Source organism: Agarivorans sp. Z349TD_8, assembly GCF_050870825.2.
Lineage (GTDB): Bacteria > Pseudomonadota > Gammaproteobacteria > Enterobacterales > Celerinatantimonadaceae > Agarivorans.
This window is the reverse complement of record NZ_CP194037.2, coordinates 2,274,472-2,292,598: the sequence shown is the minus strand read 5'-3', so window position 1 is coordinate 2,292,598 and position 18,127 is coordinate 2,274,472. Positions and strand designations below refer to the sequence as shown.

General features: G+C 45.1%; 17 protein-coding genes. 8 read left to right on the top strand and 9 right to left on the bottom strand.

Features of this window, described 5'->3' with window-relative positions:
* Positions 1-245: 245 nt before the first annotated feature.
* Together ACRRS1_RS10395 and ACRRS1_RS10390 are read right to left on the bottom strand one after the other, a co-directional pair.
* Positions 246-1,574 carry a 6-phospho-alpha-glucosidase gene (locus ACRRS1_RS10395; RefSeq protein ID WP_432463269.1) on the bottom strand — a complete coding sequence of 443 codons (1,329 nt, stop codon included), beginning with the start codon at positions 1,572-1,574 and terminating at the stop codon, positions 246-248.
* Between the two features lie 10 nt (positions 1,575-1,584).
* Positions 1,585-3,120: a PTS transporter subunit EIIC gene (locus ACRRS1_RS10390; protein WP_432463270.1), complete on the bottom strand. Its 1,536-nt coding sequence runs from the start codon at positions 3,118-3,120 to the stop codon at positions 1,585-1,587.
* A gap of 268 nt (positions 3,121-3,388) precedes the next feature.
* On the opposite strand from ACRRS1_RS10390, the gene ACRRS1_RS10385 reads away from it, so the two are divergent.
* Entirely contained in the window at positions 3,389-4,087 is a 699-nt protein-coding gene (locus tag ACRRS1_RS10385; RefSeq protein WP_432463271.1) for a GntR family transcriptional regulator, read from the top strand.
* Between the two features lie 157 nt (positions 4,088-4,244).
* Here the strand turns inward: ACRRS1_RS10385 and ACRRS1_RS10380 are convergent, their stop codons facing one another.
* On the bottom strand, positions 4,245-6,701 hold the full coding sequence (locus tag ACRRS1_RS10380) for a VolA/Pla-1 family phospholipase (protein WP_432463272.1): 2,457 nt from the start codon (positions 6,699-6,701) through the stop codon (positions 4,245-4,247).
* A 148-nt stretch (positions 6,702-6,849) separates the two neighbouring features.
* On the opposite strand from ACRRS1_RS10380, the gene ACRRS1_RS10375 reads away from it, so the two are divergent.
* From ACRRS1_RS10375 to ACRRS1_RS10355, 5 genes are read left to right on the top strand one after another with little or no spacing between them, the layout of a single operon-like run.
* On the top strand, positions 6,850-7,611 hold the full coding sequence (locus ACRRS1_RS10375; RefSeq protein ID WP_432453257.1) for a YciK family oxidoreductase: 762 nt from the start codon (positions 6,850-6,852) through the stop codon (positions 7,609-7,611).
* Between the two features lie 20 nt (positions 7,612-7,631).
* Positions 7,632-8,531 carry a LysR family transcriptional regulator gene (locus ACRRS1_RS10370; RefSeq protein WP_432467855.1) on the top strand — a complete coding sequence of 300 codons (900 nt, stop codon included), beginning with the start codon at positions 7,632-7,634 and terminating at the stop codon, positions 8,529-8,531.
* Between the two features lie 37 nt (positions 8,532-8,568).
* Positions 8,569-9,312 (top strand): 5-oxoprolinase subunit PxpA, encoded by a 744-nt coding sequence (locus ACRRS1_RS10365; RefSeq protein WP_432467856.1) that lies wholly within the window; start codon positions 8,569-8,571, stop codon positions 9,310-9,312.
* Positions 9,313-9,315: 3 nt separating this feature from the next.
* A complete protein-coding gene (locus ACRRS1_RS10360) occupies positions 9,316-9,981 on the top strand; it encodes a 5-oxoprolinase subunit B family protein (protein WP_432467857.1) in 666 nt (221 codons plus the stop codon).
* Positions 9,969-10,922 (top strand): biotin-dependent carboxyltransferase family protein, encoded by a 954-nt coding sequence (locus ACRRS1_RS10355; protein WP_432467858.1) that lies wholly within the window; start codon positions 9,969-9,971, stop codon positions 10,920-10,922. Before ACRRS1_RS10360 ends, ACRRS1_RS10355 begins: the two co-directional genes overlap by 13 nt.
* Here ACRRS1_RS10355 and ACRRS1_RS10350 read toward each other — a convergent pair.
* Together ACRRS1_RS10350 and ACRRS1_RS10345 are read right to left on the bottom strand one after the other, a co-directional pair.
* Positions 10,911-12,755, bottom strand: coding sequence for a glycerophosphodiester phosphodiesterase family protein (locus ACRRS1_RS10350; RefSeq protein WP_432453262.1), 1,845 nt, complete (start codon positions 12,753-12,755; stop codon positions 10,911-10,913). The two genes, ACRRS1_RS10355 and ACRRS1_RS10350, sit on opposite strands and share 12 nt — an antisense overlap.
* A 4-nt stretch (positions 12,756-12,759) precedes the next feature.
* Positions 12,760-13,527, bottom strand: a complete 768-nt coding sequence (locus ACRRS1_RS10345) for a copper homeostasis protein CutC (protein WP_432453263.1) — start codon at positions 13,525-13,527, stop codon at positions 12,760-12,762.
* Between the two features lie 451 nt (positions 13,528-13,978).
* Between ACRRS1_RS10345 and ACRRS1_RS10340 the strand changes: the two genes are divergently transcribed.
* Entirely contained in the window at positions 13,979-14,941 is a 963-nt protein-coding gene (locus ACRRS1_RS10340; RefSeq protein WP_432459325.1) for a TAXI family TRAP transporter solute-binding subunit, read from the top strand.
* Positions 14,942-14,963: 22 nt separating this feature from the next.
* Here the strand turns inward: ACRRS1_RS10340 and ACRRS1_RS10335 are convergent, their stop codons facing one another.
* From ACRRS1_RS10335 to ACRRS1_RS10325, 3 genes are all read right to left on the bottom strand, one after another.
* On the bottom strand, positions 14,964-15,794 hold the full coding sequence (locus tag ACRRS1_RS10335) for a hypothetical protein (RefSeq protein WP_432459324.1): 831 nt from the start codon (positions 15,792-15,794) through the stop codon (positions 14,964-14,966).
* Between the two features lie 78 nt (positions 15,795-15,872).
* On the bottom strand, positions 15,873-16,031 hold the full coding sequence (locus ACRRS1_RS10330; RefSeq protein ID WP_432459323.1) for a hypothetical protein: 159 nt from the start codon (positions 16,029-16,031) through the stop codon (positions 15,873-15,875).
* A 357-nt stretch (positions 16,032-16,388) separates the two neighbouring features.
* A complete protein-coding gene (locus ACRRS1_RS10325) occupies positions 16,389-16,808 on the bottom strand; it encodes a CBS domain-containing protein (RefSeq protein ID WP_432459322.1) in 420 nt (139 codons plus the stop codon).
* A gap of 138 nt (positions 16,809-16,946) precedes the next feature.
* Here ACRRS1_RS10325 and ACRRS1_RS10320 point away from each other — a divergent pair, with 138 nt between their 5' ends.
* Positions 16,947-17,576 (top strand): MBL fold metallo-hydrolase, encoded by a 630-nt coding sequence (locus tag ACRRS1_RS10320; protein ID WP_432456183.1) that lies wholly within the window; start codon positions 16,947-16,949, stop codon positions 17,574-17,576.
* A gap of 36 nt (positions 17,577-17,612) precedes the next feature.
* Here ACRRS1_RS10320 and ACRRS1_RS10315 read toward each other — a convergent pair whose 3' ends face one another.
* On the bottom strand, positions 17,613-18,089 hold the full coding sequence (locus tag ACRRS1_RS10315) for a hypothetical protein (protein ID WP_432453269.1): 477 nt from the start codon (positions 18,087-18,089) through the stop codon (positions 17,613-17,615).
* Between the last annotated feature and the right edge of the window lie 38 nt (positions 18,090-18,127).

Here is an 18,127-nt window from a genome sequence, read left to right as displayed (position 1 = left end):
AACCCATTCAGTTGATTATCGGTATTTTGATCTGAGCTTTGATGACACATCCCCGGTGAGTCATAAAAACGGCGACATGAACAAACCGCCAGTTGTTTAAATAGCGTGAACATCAGATTAAGCTAATTGGTTACAATTTTCTAAATACCAGTAGCTAGCTCATTAAGTCCCTCTCGCGACTTTTTCCAGCGCGTGAGTGCGCTGGATATATGAAACTAGCATCCTCAGGATATGAGTTTCTTAGCTCAATGCAGCACTGGCCAGTATTCCTTGTTCGCCTCAATCAAATCATCCAGAATTGCTCTTGCTACTGAAGCGCTTGGAACAGTTTTCGACAACGAGATCGCCTGCCAAAGTTTCTGATAGCTCCCCTCAATCCAAGCCTCAACCACCAACTTCTCCACCGCGACTTGCTGCTCCATTAAACCTTTTTGGAATACCGGGATTTTTCCCATCGCCAGCGGTTCTGGGCCGTTTGCGCCCACTAAGCAGGGCACTTCAACCATCGCTGTTTCATCAAAATTGGCGATAGCCCCATTATTCTCCACAATTAGCAACATTCTTTCTTGGGTATTGAATGCAATTGCACAGGCTAGATCAACGATAAAAGTCGCATGGGCGCCAGCATGGAAATTCGACCCTTTAGCGCTATTCTGCTCGACAATCACTCGCGCCATATCGAACACTTCTTTTTCCCGGCCAATCACAATTTCATTCGCCCGAGTGAACTGCGGATCAGAATGACCCACAATATAATCCGGATAAAAATAATACTGCAGATAGGTATTGGGCAAGGTCTGGGGATCGAGCGCAAAAATATCTTTAGCTTTTGTGAAGGTCTCTATCCAGCTCGGTGCTTTATGTTGGAAATCTTCGGTTTGGCTGCAATAGCCAAATTCAGCCACATGCTTTTTCAATGCAGGCATTAAATCATGGCCCATTTTATCGGTAATACTTGTCCACCAGCCAAAATGATTCAGACCGTAATAACGAACATTCATCTCTCTGCGCGATGCCAGCCCAAGAATATCCGCAAAAATACCTTCAATTGCGACGGGCATATCGCAGATATTGATAATTTTAGAATCGGGCCGTAGGCGTCGTGTCGCCTCTGCGACAATCGCCGCGGGATTCGAATAATTAAGCATCCAAGCATTTGGGGAGTATTGCTCCATATAATCAATCAGTTCAAGAACACCGGAAATCGAACGCATCCCATAAGCAATACCACCAGGCCCACAAGTCTCTTGCCCGAGCACACCGTGCCGAAGCGGAATTTTTTCATCCTTTTCCCGCATCTCATACAGACCAACGCGAATATGAGCCATCACAAAATCAACTCCGGTAAAGGCACTTTGTGGGTCCGTCGTATAACTAAATCCAACTTCTGGGTGGCGCTCTCTCACCATAATCTGACAAGCTTCTCCAAGTAGACCTTGCCTTTCTGCGTTATTGTCATATAAACGAATTTCTTTGAGCGGAAAACGGTCCATATTATCAAGTAGCATTAATACAATACCAGGCGTATAAGTACTACCACCACCAGCAATTGTTACAACAAATTTGTCTTTCATATTTCACCTTTTATTCAATTACACCCAAAGTCTCATTTACATTATTTCTTACCTTGTTCACATTTAGTCCGTAAATAACCTGAACATGATTTTCCTTAATAATTACACCTGTGCCTCCGCTACTTTTTAACAATGCCTCGTTAATCAATGCCGCATCGCGTACATCTACACGTAGGCGTGTGAAGCAATTATCAACTGAGCTAATGTTTTGCTTACCGCCAAGCCCACGAACAACGCTCTCACCAACATGATTTGGTACCAATGCTTTATCTCGTACGTTTTCTTGCTGCTCTTCTTCTGCTTTTCTACCAGGCGTAGCCATATTAAATTTGGTAATAAAGAACTTACCCGCCATATACATGGTGAGTGTTTCCAAGAGCCCTAAGATGACGAATACAGGCCATTGAGTTCTAGCGACCCCAGTGGGAATGTTATAGGCAATAAAGTCAATAATGCCGTTTGTTGCACATATTCTGACATCGAATATCCAAGCGAGCATTTGAAAAAAACCGTCCAACAAGGAATAAACCAACCACAACAAGGGCGCGGTAAAAAGGAACAGAAATTCAAATGGTTCGGTAATACCGACTAAAAAAGAAGTAAGAATGACTGGGATTAACGTAAGTTTTAATTTTTCTTTATATTCTGGTTTAGCAGTTTTATAAAATGCCAAGGCTAAACCAGCCGTACCAAAAATCTTCACCATTCCAAAGACCAAAAACCGCGATGAGTCGCTCAACGACCCACCCGTGGCATTTGCTATTTCTGCCAAGAAAATCGGCTTCGCCCCTATTACTGTCTGCCCTTCAATTAATAACTGGCCACCAATAGAAGTGAAAAGAAATGGAGACCAAACAAGATGATGTAGGCCAGTTGGGATCAAAAACCGATTCAGGAAGCCATATAAAAAGACCCCAGGAGAGCCAAAGGTCTTCATCATCGTGGTCAACGCAGAGATGCCTTGCTCAGCCATTGGCCAAATATAGACCGTGGCGATGGCAAATAAGGCAATCACTGGGATCATGATAATCAGCACAAGTTTACTGTTACCATAAATAGAGAAAGCTCCCCGAAACTCCCTATTCGAAAATCTATTATGAATAAATGCAACCAGCAGCCCAAGAATAATGCCTAGAAAAACCCCCATATTGACGACTTTAAAACCAAAGGTGAATATCTGTCCGCTACCATAGAGTTGCGCATTCGTTGTCCCCTCTACCAGTCGATGGGTAAGTGTTAACCAGCTATTATTGGCAGCCAAGTACATAAAATAAGACACAGCTGCTACGAAAGATGCATCCGACTTTCGGTTTTTTGCTAAGCCGCTGGCTAGCCCTATACAAAAGAAAAAACCCAAATTATTCATAAATGCCCACAGCATGCTGGAAGCGTATTTACCAAAAATGTAGAGGTAGCTCCCTTCCTCTACCCACAATTTATTGGTGACAATACTGAACAACGCAATGAGCAAGCCGATCACTGGAAGGTACAGGACTGGCCCGATCATGGCTTTTGAAAAGCCTTGTAGTTTTTTTAATACCACCATTTAATGCTCCCCTAATTATTATTTTTAGATTCATTGAAGATAAATCTCTGTATTTGAATGATCTTATGTTGGAGTCAGAGTGAATCGGAGTCATAAAAATGCCAATTGTGACTAAAGTCATATAGTCACAATGATTGGATATATATGTATTTAGACAAATATATAGATAAGTGATCTAAATCAATTTTTTTAAAATTTAAAATTTTATTCTAATACATAGAGTTAAATAATTAATTGCTGGCTCGAGCCTCAATAAAGAGATCTAAAAGTGATCTACCTAAAAATCGCGAATGAAATAAAAATTCGCATCAATAGTGATCAATATGAAATCGGCGACCCCTTGCCCAGTGAAAAAGCGCTGGCACAAGATTTGGGGGTTTCTGTGATGACAATTAGAAAGGCACTGGCCTTATTAGAAAATGAAAGGCTTATCGTCAAACGCCATGGCAGTGGGTCATACGTTTCCCGTAAAATTAATTATATCGGGGGCGAACTAGACGGCTTTAATTATCAAATGAATATTGCTGGCAAGAAAAACTACGTCAACAAAGTAATTGAATTCATTATGATCGACGCACCACCAGCTATAGCCCAACAACTTAAAATAGAGCCAAGACAAAAAGTTTACTACGTCAGGCGATTACGCATCATCGATGAGGTGCCGATCCTGATTGAAGACAGCTATATTCCAGTTGCTCTTTTTCCTTGGTTAAGCATCGGGAATATGCAACAGTCGAAATTTAACTACTTCAAGAAAGAGTGTGATATCACTATTCTTGAGAGTCACCGCAGTTATACCCCCACACTGACAACTCGAGAACAAGCAGAACTATTACAGATACCGCCTAACAGTCTGCTGTTACGCGTACAATCATTAAGCTACTCACAGGATAACAAAGTCGTCGATTTCTCGGATACTTATCAAAATACCAATAAATATATGGTGAAACATGTTGTCCATCGATAACTCGTAGCGCGCTTTGTTGGGAAATATGAGCACAACTTCAAAAACATTTGTGAACCTCCATCAATCTATTGTTAAACAATGATGTATCCATCTTTATAACAACTCATTCAAACAAAAAAGGCCTGCGCAATGCAGGCCTAGTAGCAAATAAACTGACCTATTGGGTTGCAGCAATCACTGAGCTATCATTCACGACCACCGTGGCATTCCCGGCATCAGCGCTTACCGCATAGCTAACAAACTGAGTTTGCATCTCCAAAGTAGTGACTATGCTAGCGCTGGGACTAATTAAGGAAGCATGCGCGCCTTGACTAAATCGAACTGCATAACTGCCTGCGGAGGTCACCTCTGTCCCCTCTAAACCCATCGCTGAAATTAACGGCTCGGTACCAATTAACGGTAGTCCAGCTACGCGATTGGGAATGGTTTGGTCACCACTTTCGCTACTGCCATCCCCCACCACTTCGTGCAGTAACACTGGCATAGCAAAACCATTCTGACTAAAGTTTAACGGATCTGCGCCATCTACAACCGTTTGTGCCAAGGAACTAAACACCGAGGCAAAGGCTGGGTAATTGGCATTAATCACTAGTGCCGCCGCCTCAGGGTAACGAGCTTGATAAACGGCAAATTGCTCTAATGCTGTGCCACTGTCGTTGTCAACAAAACCTAAACCCGCAGCAACCAGAGCTAGATAACCAGTGTTCGCTTTCAAACCAGCTTCCACTGCTGGTCCAAAACTAGGGGAATACAAAAACACTCCAGCAAGTCCTCCACCCGGTACACTAAGTGCGGCACTGTCTAAGCGATAATCAACATCCATTCCATTCACGGTCACTATTTTCGCCAATGCAGCAACTGGGATCCCAACAACCGAACCCAAAGATTGCCCTACAAAATGCACCTTACTGCCATCTAATTCAGCAGGCGCGGTAGTGGCTTGTAAAGCGGCCCTCAATGCAAAAATATCGGCACTCGACTGACGCAAGTTTTCCCTAATACTCAAAAAACTACTGAGATTGGCAAACACTTGAGCATCAAGATTAGCACTTAGGTCTGGCTGACCATCCCCATCTAAATCAATGGCTCGGCTACCATGATATGGCAAATCAATCGCCACCACAGCATAGCCTTGTGCCGCATACCCAGCAGCAATACCTGCCGCCGTTTCTTTCAAAGTGGTAATGCCATGTTGGAACATGACCACCGGCCAACCATTGGCAGGCATAGTTAGGTTAGTCAATAGCTTGGTATCGGGCAGATATACATCAACCTTAAGGTTGGCCATGCTACGAGTTTTCGGTAAAGGGTTATAGGCGGTTAGATGATGATGAACGTCAACCAACTTCGTATTCCCATTTTCGATATAAGTCAGTCCCGACAAATCAGCTTGCGCTAACATTTGTGCCGCGCGAGTCGTATCACCCGCACCAACCAAAGTCCCAAAAGTAGTAACATCAAAACCTTTAGCGGCAGCTTGCGCCCAAAAACTTGTGGTACTACCTTGATTGGCAAAGTCACTATTGGTTTGCAGCAGTTGTAGTATGGCTACTGGGCTGTCAGTTTTGGCTTGTGCCCACTGATTAACATCGCCACCCGCAAGATCGGGATGATCTAAATCGGATAAGTAATAAGGCACCGTCAAACTTGATGTGTAATATTTTGCAGCTGCAAAACTTGGCTGGCTGGCCCCTAATACCGTGTTGGCAACATCTTGCGCGGTACTGCCAGTATCCACTAAGGATGACAATGATAATTGCCCCATCAGCGCCATGCCGCCATATACCTGTTGCAAACTACTTAATACCGGGTTTACAGACTGGGTGGTAAATACTGCCGTATAACTGATTGTACCTTCAACGCCTCGCGCAGCGAGCAAAGCATTATTCCAATTGGTTAAGCTTTTCAGCGACTGAACGGTAGCACTATCTTCAGCCTTTGGTACTTCACTTAACAAGGAATAACCCGTCCCAGCTTCCACAGAACGTCCATTCTCATCATGCAATTGCTCGCTCACCACCACCATATAAGAACTCGCGGGGGCGAAAGGTTTCAGTGGTACGACTACCAGTTCACCATCAGCAAAATTAACGGTATAGTCTTCCCCGTAAACCAACTGCTGGTCGATGCGACAAGTTTGACCAGCCACAAAACTGCCACCATTTTCGCTCACATCACTACAATCATCGGCAAAACCTGAAGCCCTCACTTTAAATAACAACAGCCCATCGGCAAAACTGGCATTATCAAGTTGTACATCAATTTTGTCGTTATAATCATCCTCATTGTCACCGTAACCCAGCGGGATCCTAAATGGTACGCTGGTTTGCCAACCGTCTAATGCGCCTAACACCTGAGTAATATCTCGGTATTCTGAAGTACTCACAATTTCAGCTTCACTCGGTAAATTAATGGTCCCATCTAAGCTGCCGCTAAATAGTAAGTTATTGGGCGTTGAGACATCGCCGGTCAGAGGATTGAAGCGAATTTTTACTGAGTTGGGGACTTGGGCCGTGCTATCATCTGCAAAATCTAATGGCGAGTTGCCACCGCAGCCCGCCAGAGATACTGACGCAAATAAAGTAATCGTTGTTGCTATTCGGGACAAACGCATATTCGCAAATTCCTTTTAATAGTAATGGTTCACAACAGCACCATAAACACCGCTTAACATTTTTGCAACAGGTCTAACCAGATGAACAAACAGTTGTTTAACTATTGAGTAATATTTGTGCGCTGTCGCACATCTACAGGAATCAAACATGAGCAAGGAAATCTTTCCTCAACAATTTCAGGCGAGTCAGCATGAATTGAATGACAAAGTCATTCTCGTCACCGGTGCCGGAGACGGGATTGGCCGCCAAGCAGCCTTAAGTTTTGCCGAACATGGCGCGACCGTAATTTTGCTCGGGCGAACAGTAAAAAAACTAGAAGCGGTTTATGACGAAATCGAAGCTTTAGGCGGTCCGCAGCCAGCGATTATTCCTTTAGATCTGAAAGGTGCAAGCCAACAGAATTACCTCGATATGGTTGCCACCATAGAATCACAATTTGGCCGTTTAGACGGTGCATTGCTTAACGCCGCCAATCTTGGGGTATTAAGCCAATATCTACAAATTGATGAAGATCTTTGGGATCAACTAATGCAAGTCAATCTAAAATCGCAATTTTTACTGAGTCAAGCGTTGATCCCATTGATGCTGAAAAGTCAAAATGCGTCCTTGGTATTTACATCATCCGGTGTTGGTAAAAAAGGCCGTGCTTACTGGGGGGCTTATAGTATCTCAAAGTTCGCCATTGAAGGGATGTCGCAAGTCATTGCCGATGAGTTCGAACAAAGCGCTTTGCGCTGCAACTGCATCAATCCAGGAGCCACTCGCACCCTGATGCGGGCCAGCGCTTATCCCGGAGAAGATCCAAAAAGCTTAAAAACGCCACTCGATATCATGCCGAGTTATTTATACTTATTAAGTGACGCCAGCATCGGTGTTACTGGCAAAAGTATCGATGCCCAAGCCAAGTAATTGATAGCAACGGATTGCCTATGACTCCTCCTTTTCGCGCAAAAAGCACCTTGGAACAATGGCGGATCTTCCAAGCTGTTGTTGACTATGGCGGTTATGCCCAAGCTGCGAGTCAATTGAATAAAAGTCAATCTTCGCTCAATCATGCGGTGAGTAAACTGCAAGGTTTATTAGGCGTACAGTTACTCGAAGTAAAAGGTCGCAAAGCCTACTTAACCCCTATTGGTGAAGTCATGCTGCGACGTAGTAAGTTGCTCAGCCAAAACATTCAAGAGCTGGAAGTTCTGGCGGCAAGCCTAGAGCAAGGCTGGGAACCTAAACTAAGTGTAAGCTGCGACGCCGTGCAATCTAAAGCACCAGTGATCAAAGCCCTGAAGGCATTTCTGCCTGACAGTCGAGGCACTCGTATCGAATTGCTGGATAACGTATTAGGTGGTTCGGACGAAGCCATTTATGATCATTCTGTCGACATGGTGATTACTCCGATCCTCCCGCAAGGAGTACTTGGCGAGAAATTTGGTACAGTCACGATGCTGCCAGTGGTACAACGTAATCATCCACTGGCAAAAATAGCGGCATCGGTATCCATTAACGAAGTAGTACAGCACCTGCAATTGGTGGTTAGAGATACAGGAAGTCATCCTCACCTCGATCGTGGTTGGTTACGCGCCGAACAACGCTGGACCTTTAGCGGATTTAGCCAAGTACTGGAAGTTCTCAACCAAGGCTTAGGTTTCGCTTGGTTACCCGATCATATCGTCGCGCCTTACTTGGAAAATGAAAGTTTAGTAGAACTTAATATCTTAGGAGGCGCAGCCAAAACCTTAGTGACCTATTTGGTGATATGTCGACCAGAGCAATTGGGCCCAGCTGGACAACACTTTGCGAAGATACTATTACAATGCAGCAAACAGCGTTAGAGATGAACCAGCTCTTAAACCTCAATATGGAGTCAAGATGCGATTAAACTGCGATATGGGTGAGAGCTATGGTGTATGGAAAATGGGCGCCGATGAGCTAGCCATGCCCTTTATCGACATGGCAAACATTGCTTGTGGCGGACATGCTTCAGACCCTCATGTCATGAGTCAAACCATTGCTTTAGCTAAACAGCATCAAGTACAAATTGGTGCGCATCCGAGTTATGCCGATATCGCTGGGTTTGGTCGTCGAACCATCGCCTACCAACCCGAGCAATTAAGCCAAATCATTCTCGCTCAGATAGGAGGTTTACAAGCGCTATGCCGTTACCAAGCAACTCAGATCCACTATGTGAAACCTCACGGCGCGCTGTATAACGACATGCATTGTTCAGCCCAGATATTTGAGGCGGTGCTCAAGGCTGTCGCTAGTTTAGAAGGCGAAATTAAACTCATGGTATCGGCCAGTTTAAGCACTGGTTTTGTCAGCCGTTTAGCGGAGCAATATCAAGTTGGCTTAATCAAAGAGGCTTTTTGTGACCGCCGCTATTTGGCCAATGGTCAGCTGCAGTCTCGAGAACTAGACGGTGCGGTGCTCAGCCAGCCCAATGACTTATTGGCTCAAGTGAACTTACTGCAGCAACAACAAGTCATCTGTAGTGATGGCAGTCGCCTAAATATTAGCGCAGACACCCTCTGCGTACATGGCGACAACGCAGCGGCAGTTGCGCAAATAAAATTGATTAAACAAATCCTAGATCCACAAACAAAGAGCCTCTAAAACATGTTTTGTATCGATTGGGTGAATGAAGACAGTCTCTTACTCAGCTGTAAGTCCCCCCAATTTCAGGCCGCGTTACCGAGTCTAGCGGAGCAACTTAAGCAAAATATCAAGGGCGTAAACGATGTTATCGTTGCGTCTGACAGCCTACTCTGCATTTTCGATTATCAAACTGAGTTAAATGATCTGGAGTCGCTGTTAAGCCGTTTTCAGTTGACTCGTCACTCAAAACCCGTGAAAACGATACACGTTCCAGCTTGTTATGATCCGCGTTTAGGCCCCGACCAAGAGGCAACCGCCGCACATTTACAGCTCAATGTAAAACAATTAGTCGAGTTGCATTTGGCTGGTCACTATCAAGTCAAGGCGATCGGCTTTATGCCCGGTTTCGCTTACTTATCAGGTTTAACTAAATCCCTACAACTCCCCAGAAAATCTACCCCTGCAAGCCATGTAGCAGCGGGCAGCATCGCGATTGCTGAAGACATGAGTGCTGTGTACCCGGCAGCGAGTCCCGGCGGTTGGCATGTCATCGGTCAAAGCCCAATGCGTTTTTTTGACCCCTCAAGTCAAGATATGTGTCCGGTAAAAGTCGGCGATCAGATCCGCTTTTACCAAATCAATTTTCAGCAATTTCAACAATTACAGGCGAAAGCATGTCTCCGGTAGGTCAATTAAGCGTATTAAGAAGTGGCCCACAAACCAGCGTAGTTGACCAGGGCCGTACCGGTTATCAAGACATCGGGATCAGTCCAGGTGGCGCTGCGGATTTACATGCCTTTCTTTGGGCTAATCGACTACTCGGTAATGCACCAGGAGCTGCAGCCCTAGAAATTGCCATTGGAGGCGCAACTTTCCAATTTAACCAAACATGCCAAGTCGCGGTTTGCGGTGCAGATATGCCACTCAAGGTGAGCGGCGCAAGTCGCAATCCCCAACCCGCCCCTTGGCAGAGCTTTACGGTTTTGGCTGGCCAAAGCTTGAATCTTGGCACCGCACGCTCTGGATTACGATCATACCTCGCCATTAAAGGTGGTTTACAAGTGAAAAAACAGTTAGGGAGTGCTAGTAGCTCAATGCGACAAGGTTTAGGTCCTTTTATGGGCCGCTGGTTAAGTCAAGGGGATCAACTCAACTATCTAAGTTCTGCAATCGAGCCCAGAAAACAAACACCGAACCGTTTCATCCCAGACTATAACCAAGCCTTATGTTTAAATTTGATCCCCGGCTATCAATTTCATCAGTTTTCAAGGCATGCTATCCAAACCCTATGTCACCAAACCTACCGAGTGAGTGCTCTGAGTGACCGAATGGGCATTCGTTTAGATGGAGTATCCCTTGATAGCGTCCCCGCCAGTGGCGAATCAGAACCTATCGCACTTGGCGCCGTGCAAGTGCCTCCCAGCGGACACCCCATTGTATTATCGATCGACAAACAAACCATCGGTGGATATCCAAAGTTAGGTTGTATTTCTCGCTTAAGTCTTTATGCGCTCAACCAACGTCGAGCCAAGCAAACCCTCAAGTTTCAGCTCAGCTCTTGGCAACAACAGCGTCAATACTGGTTGCAATTTCAGCATTTTTTTAATAATGAACAACTAAAAGTTTAGCCAATATCGAAAACCATTCAGCAAGTGCTCCACTTCGCTCAATTGCTCAAGCCGCTGAATAGTCTGCAGTGCCATGATCGGCTCATCGGTAATTACGCCATCAACCCCTAGATAGTACATTCGTTCAACCTCACTGACTCGGTTCACCGTCCAAACGTAGATTTTCTGCTCGCGCTGCTGAGCACTGAGTAAGCGCCAAGGACTAACCCACTGTTGATTCACCATTAACATATCTGCGTTCTGAAGCAAACTCGATTCACCAAAGCTGGCAGCCGCAATAAATGCAGTTTTGACTCTTGCCGCCAACGGGGTACCTTTAATCAATTGCTTAAGATAATTGAGTAACTCCGCATCTAAGCTACTGACGACCACCGGATATGGGTAACGCTTGAGTTGAGTCAGGAGTGCAGGTACTAAATCTAGAGAATCGTCATAACGTTTTAATTCTAGGTTCAGCGTGATCTGAGCAGCACTTTTAGCTAACCACACAGATAAAGGCTGAGGAGACGGGAGCCCGGCAGCAACAAAAGCCTGCTGAACCTGAGCAAAATTACTCAGATGCACCACACTCGGATCGCCAGTTAAACGTCCTAGATCACGGTCATGAACGACCACTATTTGTCCATCGGCAGTGAGTTGAATATCAATTTCGGTCATGCTTAAACCCAGTTCAATAGACTTTTGCAAACCCGCTAAGCTATTTTCTTCAGCCAAATAACCACCAGCGCGATGGCCCATAACCGAGAATTGACTACTCTGAGCAAAACGTTGGGTAAAACTGTCCACTTCATCAGCGAACTCATTCGCCGCAAGTAATAGACTCGCCAGCAATAGCAATCTAAAACCTAAATGTAAGCGATGATTTTCTTTTAATACCGCTTGATGTTCATTGGCTAATTTTCCCCTTGTCTGCTTAACCAACACTTTAAACATATAAAACTGAATACAGGCATAGAGCCAAGTATCCAAGAAGCTTAAAACTGATCCCCCCGCCAACAATGCAAAACTAAATAGCACTAAAGCTAAGTTGGATAACTGCTGTGGATCCCACCAATCAATAGTCACATGCAACAACCAAATAAATGCAGCAACCAGCACCACAAATACCAAGGTTCTTAGCGCTAACCAAATTACTGTAATAAGTACAATCCACTTACGCTGGCCCTGAGCTAAATCGGTAGAATCTCGCAACTGGCCAAGCAGAGTTCGCCTTTGTAACATGCAAAATGGCAAAGTAAACCACCACTTCAGCCATTGATTCGCCAGCCAAAAAGTGACCGGCAAACCGCCTAAACATAATACACTGAGAAAGAACCACAGCTGACTTCGCTGCATGGTGAGATAGTAATTAATGTCCCAATCGGCCAGCATCAGTCCAAACAGCCAACGACCAACAAATAACAAGCTACAACAAATGCTAATCAGTAATACTGATTGCAAAAAAGCTAAACCCGCAATCGACCAAGCGCGACGTAGCAATAGATGAATCGCTTGAGAAATTGAACGCCGATTAACTTCATGCTGAGCCAACAATAAGGTGAGTACCCCCTGTTGCAAAAAGAAGTTAAACAAAGCCATCGCAACCAGCCAAATCGCAAACAAATAACCACTGGGGGAGAGGAAAAAACCGAGTAACTGCTGATTTGCAACGCCCTGTAGGCCATACAACGACATCAGTGATTCACTGACCACAATGGTGAGTGGTGCGAAGGCCGCGAGCCAACATGCTTGCACCAACAAATAGGCTGCAAACATTGCCAAACCGCGGTGTTTAAGAGTATTCGCTAGGTAGAAAAAAAAATGCTGACAGCGATGCCATAGAGCGAGCAACATTAACTTAGCGCCCTCGCTCCATCTGTTTCACCATCAACTGAACCAAAGACTGCGATACTGTTTGGCGGGTCAGTTCACTTGATACATCCTTCGCCGACGCCATTGCCTTGGCATATTGGGTGGCAAAAACGCTCGGTAGGTCTTCTGCCGCGGCACTATGTAGCTGCTGAATACCACGCTCAAGTAACTCACCAATATTATGAGCTCTCACGCCTCCCGCCGCTAGCCATTCTAGCTGGGGAAATTGTTGCTGTAATGCTAACACTAGCTCCACGCCCTGTTCTATCTTATCTTGCTGGCCAGAGCTCAATATTCGAGTTACGCCGATATCGGCTAAACATTTCGCCGCAAAACTCGGCTCGGCCACACAATCGAAGGCGCGATGAAACACAAAATCGATGCCTTGCGCTGCCTTAGCAAGCCGCTGACAGGCACTCACATCAACACTCGCGTCGGGATTGAGGGCGCCACTAACCACGCCATGAAAACCGAGTTCTTTAATCAGTAAAATATCGGATTCCATCTGCATCAGTTCCTGAGGCTGATAACAAAAATCCCCGCCTCTAGGTCTCACCATAACCACGATAGGGATCTGAGTGAGATAGTGCTGAACCTGCAGCAATGCGCCATAACTTGGCGTAGTCCCCCCATCACTTTGGCCGGCACAGAATTCAATACGATGGGCCCCGCCCGCAATTGCTTTTTCGATATCTGCAACGCTATAACAGCAAACTTCTAACAAAGGAAATGATACAACTGAGTTATTTAACAAAATACAATCAATATAGGGCTTTATTTACGCCTAGTATAAACCATTATCCTGCGAGGTCATCGTGGTTTAGTGATTCAGATTAAGACAAAGTAAGCGCATGAGATAAGCTGAACAGCTGCCAAACACTTCCAATCCTTGCACCGCTAAACAAGCTCACTTCTTAAAAATTCATATCTTTGGAGCATCAGGTAAGGATACTAAATGCATGGAAACCGCTATTGACATAAGACATAAATACAAGTTAAGTCCCTTCATTGGCCACATATCGCAATTCGACTTTCAATTAAACTGGCATTAGGCACCTTCGCGGGATCCATCAATAAACACTTCATGACTAAAAAAGCTGTTGTTTTCCCTAACCAAACTTAGTCTCTCAAACAAGCGTTTTTTAGCATAAGAGTGTATATTAACCAACTTGCACTATGGATAAAGAGCAAACTTAGGTGAAAAAATGAAACGATTTTCCAATTTTTTATTGCTGATTATATTGAGTTTAAGCAGCAACTTCACCGGGGCGAACGAGTACTTATTTTTGGGTACTGGTAACGTAAGCGGGGTCTATTACCCGACTGGCAACGCCTTGTGTCGACAACTAGAACAAAATAGTGACCATAGAAAACTCAGTTGCACCGCAGAAAGTTCCGGGGGCTCCAGTGACAATATCCAAGCACTACGAAGTGGCGATATCGATTTAGCGATCGTTCAGTCGGATGTGCATTGGCAAGCCTACAAAGGCAGCGGTGAGTTTGCCAAACAAGGAGCCTATAAGGAGATGCGCTCTCTGTTAGCCCTTTATCCAGAGGCCTTTACTGTATTAGCGAAGGCCCAGCTAAAGATTAACCAAGTTGAACAATTGAAAGGACATTCGGTCAATGTTGGGCCACTTGGTTCTGGCCAATATTCGACGATGAAACTCATCATGCAACAGCTGCATTGGCAAGATGGCGATTTTACCCAGCTAGGTCATCTAAAACCAGACGAACAAAGCCGCGCGCTATGTGGCAATAAAACCGAGGCTATCGTTTATGTGGTTGGCCACCCCAATACCTCGATTACCCGCGCGACCACAATGTGTGAATCCAATTTGCTGAGTCTGTCAACCACGACAATCGCCGCCTTAGCCCAAAAATACCCATATTTTTCTCCGGTAAGCATTAAAGGGGGAACCTATCATGGTAACCCGAAAGATGTGCAATCGATTGGCGTCAGCGCAACCTTAGTTGCAGACAAACAACTATCGGAGCAAACGGCACATGATTTTGTCGCGGCAATTTTTGAAAACCTCGACACTTTACGCGCCTTACATCCGGCATTAGCCGATTTAAAAGTGCAGCAAATGATCCATACAAATCTCACGGCGCCACTGCACCCAGGTGCCCTACGATATTATCAAGAACAAGGGTGGATGAAATAATGCCGCAACAATCAACTTAAACTCAGGATAAGCCAGCATGCTGGCTTATTTGACTTAGGGGTAAATCCAAGTGCTCACATAAAGGATCCAACTCCCGACCAATCACCTGCTGCCAATCTTCACATTTTCCCTGCCAAGCTAAACTTTCGAGCCAGTGTTGACGAAAACTACGATTGATAAATAAATCATGTAAATAACTCCCCTGCACCACACCTAATTGCCAGCCGGTAACTTGTTCAACAAAGGGCTTTAGCGCTTCAACGCAAGGGCTTGCAGCGTGATGAATTTCGTAACAAGCTAAGTGCTGCTCTTGCCACTCAACGTCGCGTTGCGTGGTCACCTTAGCATCGGCATATTCGGTGATGATTGGTAGTAAAACCAAACCCTCAAAACCTTGCCCTTCAAGCCCCAAAGGATCTAGAGTTTGCTCGCCTAGTATTTGCAAGCCACCACAAATCCCAGTCACTCTCACCCCTTGTTTCGCCGCGTGAATAATCGCCTGATCTAAACCACTCTGCGCCAAATGCATTCGGCTAGCTGAAACATTTTTCGAACCGGATAAAATAATCGCATCGTAATAACTTGAATCTTGAGCATCGCGTAGTGGCACCAGATTAACACCTGCTTGATAAATTAATCGGTCAAATTCATCCAGATTGCTGGCAAAGGGATAAACCATTAAGGCAATGTTGGTGGTGCCCAGCTGCCATTGATTTCGATGAAAGAAATTATCTTCTTCCGACAGTTGGTGGGCTGTCCAAGGGAGCACCGCTACGATAGGAATTCCTGTTTGTTGCAAAACCCACTGATTAGCATCCGCGAATAGCGTCTGTTCACCGCGAAACTTGTTCAAGACAAAACCTTTAACACGAGCTTGCTCTACTTGGCTAAGGCACATCCATGTCCCAAGCAAATGGGCGTAAGCACCAGCTCAGTCGATATCCACAATCAAATAAACCGAAGCCTGCAACGCTAAGGCGAGTTCCATGTTAACGATAGCGCTTTTAGGTAGATTAACTTCCGCAGGACTGCCTGCTCCTTCAATCACGAGACATTGATGTTGCAGTGGTAAACGCTGAACACTTGCCAAAACCGCAAGCCAAAGAACGGCTTTACGCTGATGCCAGTCGATGGCATAGCTGATGGCTCACCTCACCATGAATCACTAGCGGTGCGCCGAGTTCGCTATGCGGTTTCAATCATACCGGATTCATATCAATACAAGGCCGTTGCCGAGCGGCTAAAGCCTGCAGGTATTAAGCACGACCAATTTCACCTCCCTGGTCGGTGACGGCCGCATTGTGACTCATGTTTTGTACCTTAAAAGGAACCACATCAAGCCCTTAAGTACTCAAGTAACGGCAAATCAGGGCGCACACAAAAGATTTACCCGCATCATTGGGGCAAGCCATAAACATGATTGGGGTCTTAATGCTCAATGAAGAACTCATGAATTATTATTACTAACCAACAAAAAGGCTAAGATGTCCTTCCAGGTCACAATACCCTGCAGATGCTGATGTTCATCAATCACTGGCAAGCAACTCAAACCTTGTTCAATCATTAAACGCCCCGCATCCGTCACACTGGTGATGGCAAAGCAGCACTGTGGATCGCGCGTCATCAATTGGTGAACCCGTTGGGTTAAGGTTTTAATATCTCGCTGATTCTCCGCAGCCTTACCAAGAAAAGGACTTAAAGCCGCCAGCACATCCGCTTCAGTTAATACGCCAACCACTTGATCATCGTCATCGAGTACCACCAAGTGATGAAAGCTCACGTTGTCAAAAATGTCTTTAATATCGAATAGCCGCTGATCCATATCAACACTGACTACTCTAGTCTGCATAATATCTTTGATTATCAAGGGAATCTCCTTCGATTGGGTGAGATATTAGTATTATAAACATAAGCACCCACAAGTCGCGTTTTAGTTGCACACAACTGTAGAAATATTCAGCCGCATCCGTACACTAAGTGGGAGACAATTCAGAGTATGAGTAAAATGGCCTATCAAATTATCCCTGTGACCCCTTTTCAACAAAACTGTAGCCTCATTTGGTGTGAGCAAACCTTAGAAGCGGCAATTGTCGATCCCGGAGGCGACCCGCAGCTCATTCAAGCCGCCGTCGACAAAGCGGGTGTGAAAGTGACTAAAATATTGTTAACCCACGGTCATCTTGACCACGTAGGAGCCAGCAGCTTAATCAAACAGCGCTATCAAGTTCCCATTGTAGGGCCTCATCAAGACGACGATTTTTGGCTTAGTAAAATGGCAATGCAGTGCCAAATGTTTGGTTTTCCAGAAGTTGCAAGTTTCAGCCCAGATCAATGGTTAGAGCATGGCGACATCATCGCTCTAGGAGAAATAGAACTTGAGGTCAGACATTGTCCCGGCCACACTCCAGGCCATGTGGTGTTTATCGATCACGCTGCCAAACTCGCTATCGTAGGTGATGTTTTATTTAATGGTTCGATTGGCCGAACCGATTTTCCTCAGGGCGATCACCCCACGCTGATCAATGCCATTAAAACTCAGCTCTATAGCCTAGATGATGATTACCAGTTCTTACCTGGACATGGGCCAATGTCGAGTATTGGTCACGAGAAGAAATTTAACGGCTATACTCGGTAAATCTAAAAAACAACAAAGGGCTCGCTCGGCGAGTCCTTATCGTTTATCAGCGCCGAGTCGATCTCTCTTCACTTTTGCGTAAAGTAAATAAACACTACTCAACCAAACACCCACGGCCATAAAAAACAGCGGATATTCACGTGGACAACCGTCGCTTAAACAGCTCAGATCAGTAAACGGAAATAAGCCCAAAGGCGTGAAAAGATGGAAAAATATCGCCCCAGACATCACCACGAACGCAAGCGCTGCCCCATAAAACCGAGTCGCTTTACGTAAAATGAGAATGCTGGCAACCAATTCCACCAAACCAATTAGCGTTTCACCATACTGAGCAAACAGCGAGCCAACCGACTCCAGCCCTAAACCACTGCTGAGCCAAGTTCCCACGGTTTGAAAAATATAAACTGTAATGTCAGCGGGATGGCCAAACCAACCTGCAAATTTAAAAAACAGCGATTGTAAGAATACAAAAGCGACGTAAATCGCCAAAATAAGCGGAATGTATTTATTCAAGGTACAGATCCCATATGCCAAAAAAATGAATCGTTCTA

What these genes read in the sequence shown, in the direction of transcription:
- ACRRS1_RS10395 (WP_432463269.1), bottom strand. Translation starts at nt 1,574, where the DNA reads ATGAAAGACAAATTTGTTGTAACAATTGCTGGTGGTGGTAGTACTTAT.
- ACRRS1_RS10380 (WP_432463272.1), bottom strand. Translation starts at nt 6,701, where the DNA reads ATGCGTTTGTCCCGAATAGCAACAACGATTACTTTATTTGCGTCAGTA.
- ACRRS1_RS10375 (WP_432453257.1), top strand. Translation starts at nt 6,850, where the DNA reads ATGAGCAAGGAAATCTTTCCTCAACAATTTCAGGCGAGTCAGCATGAA.
- ACRRS1_RS10390 (WP_432463270.1), bottom strand. Translation starts at nt 3,120, where the DNA reads ATGGTGGTATTAAAAAAACTACAAGGCTTTTCAAAAGCCATGATCGGG.
- ACRRS1_RS10350 (WP_432453262.1), bottom strand. Translation starts at nt 12,755, where the DNA reads ATGTTGCTCGCTCTATGGCATCGCTGTCAGCATTTTTTTTTCTACCTA.
- ACRRS1_RS10365 (WP_432467856.1), top strand. Translation starts at nt 8,569, where the DNA reads ATGCGATTAAACTGCGATATGGGTGAGAGCTATGGTGTATGGAAAATG.
- ACRRS1_RS10320 (WP_432456183.1), top strand. Translation starts at nt 16,947, where the DNA reads ATGGCCTATCAAATTATCCCTGTGACCCCTTTTCAACAAAACTGTAGC.
- ACRRS1_RS10340 (WP_432459325.1), top strand. Translation starts at nt 13,979, where the DNA reads ATGAAACGATTTTCCAATTTTTTATTGCTGATTATATTGAGTTTAAGC.
- ACRRS1_RS10360 (WP_432467857.1), top strand. Translation starts at nt 9,316, where the DNA reads ATGTTTTGTATCGATTGGGTGAATGAAGACAGTCTCTTACTCAGCTGT.
- ACRRS1_RS10370 (WP_432467855.1), top strand. Translation starts at nt 7,632, where the DNA reads ATGACTCCTCCTTTTCGCGCAAAAAGCACCTTGGAACAATGGCGGATC.
- ACRRS1_RS10355 (WP_432467858.1), top strand. Translation starts at nt 9,969, where the DNA reads ATGTCTCCGGTAGGTCAATTAAGCGTATTAAGAAGTGGCCCACAAACC.